A 1,493-nucleotide genomic window follows, 5' to 3' on the forward strand; every position below is an offset into this window, starting at 1 on the left:
AGCTACGACACCGCCCGCCTCGGCCGCTTCGCCCGCTATGCGATCGGCTTCCAAATGGCGATGGAGCACCCGTTCGGCATCGGGCCTCTGGTGTTCGGCACCATCTTCGGCGAGGACACCCACGACATCTGGCTGATGATGCTGATGGACTATGGCTGGCTCGGCTTCGTATCGTTCCTGACGCTTGTCATCTGGACGATATGTGCCGGATTCCGCATCCTGCTGCGCGACCGGCCGTGGCAGCCCTATCTCCTGTGCGCCTATGTCGCCTTCATCGGCAATGTCGGGCTCGGCACCTTCATCGACATCGACCATTGGCGCCACGTCTACCTGCTGCTCGGATTGGTCTGGGGCGCGATCGCGCTGGAACACCGTCATCAGCGGCAATTACGGCCGGCGATGCCGAAAGCTTCACCTGACCGCGGAGCGCTATCGGCTCGATAGTCGCCGCCGCCGACAGGCAGCGCGCGCTGCCGCTGTCGCACGATCATGGCCGGCGAAATTCGACGCGGCGACAGGCCCGATTATCGTTTTGCGGCATCGCTGTCGGCCGCGGCGCGAGACAGGAACATCTGCGTCGTCTCGGCGAGGTGGCTCTTGAGCCAATCCGCCATCGCTTCCTCTTCGCGCAGATTCTGCTCACAGACACGCGCCACCTCGGCCTCCCCTTCGGCGTGGGCCGCGGCGATGAGCATCATGTAGGAGGCAATCTCCATATGCTCGAAAGTATAGCTGGCGAGCGACCCCTTCATCACCTCGTCGCCGGCAAACACGCCGCTGATCGACTGGGCCATGGCGGTGAGCTTGCCACCTGCGTCTTTCATCGCGGAAGATCCCTCTCCGATCCGGTCAAGGCAGGTTCTCAGCCGTGAGGCCTGCTGTCGCGTCTCGTCGAGATGCTGACGGATCCGGTCACCGAGCTCCGGATAGCTTTCGAGGCGTGACAGTTGTCCGGAGAGCATCGTCGCGGCCTGCTCCTCCATGGCGTGAGCGTCTCTCAGCCACTGTATCAACCAGTCGCGCGATTGTGTCATGAAGGTCTCCCTCGGGTTGCTCGCCCAAACCGCGAGCGGAGAGGATTGTTCCGCCCGGACTATGGCAGGTTCGGCTAGAGGCGCTGCCAACGCGCGGATTGGCCGCCGACGCGACGGTCACTTCTTGCTCTGGCCCGAGGCATCGGCCAATGCCGGTTTCACCAGCTTGCTGCGGATATCCCGCGCCATTTGCAGATGCTCAAGTACGGCCGGCAGGATATCCGAGGCGAAATGCTGGACATCCGGATCCTGGCCGGAGCCGATATCACATTCAAGGAGTTGCACAGTCTTCTGATGGTCGACGATCTGGCCGCTGATGTAAGCCAGATCGAATTCGACGCCTGTAAGCTTTTCCAGCCTGGTACGCATCTCCTCGTGCTCGGCATCCAGCCCAGGCGGAAGCGGCATCTTGGCCGCTTCGGCGAGCGACTTCAGCCTGTCGTTCGCCCTCTGGTGGTC

2 protein-coding genes and 1 pseudogene are annotated in these 1,493 nt (G+C 62.7%); 1 reads left to right on the top strand and 2 read right to left on the bottom strand.

The genetic code is table 11. The annotated features are described in order from the left end of the window. Window positions 1-444: pseudogene (locus tag FJ980_RS31310) on the top strand (hypothetical protein); the annotation flags it as partial. Between the two features lie 80 nt (window positions 445-524). Here FJ980_RS31310 and FJ980_RS31315 read toward each other — a convergent pair. After that, window positions 525-1,034 (bottom strand): DUF892 family protein, encoded by a 510-nt coding sequence (locus tag FJ980_RS31315; RefSeq protein ID WP_140547403.1) that lies wholly within the window; start codon window positions 1,032-1,034, stop codon window positions 525-527. A 117-nt stretch (window positions 1,035-1,151) separates the two neighbouring features. Then, on the bottom strand, window positions 1,152-1,493 hold a 342-nt coding region (locus FJ980_RS31320), incomplete at its 5' end, for a DUF4142 domain-containing protein (protein ID WP_140547404.1).

Origin of the sequence: Mesorhizobium sp. B1-1-5 (genome assembly GCF_006443065.1) — a bacterium.
Lineage (GTDB): Bacteria > Pseudomonadota > Alphaproteobacteria > Rhizobiales > Rhizobiaceae > Mesorhizobium.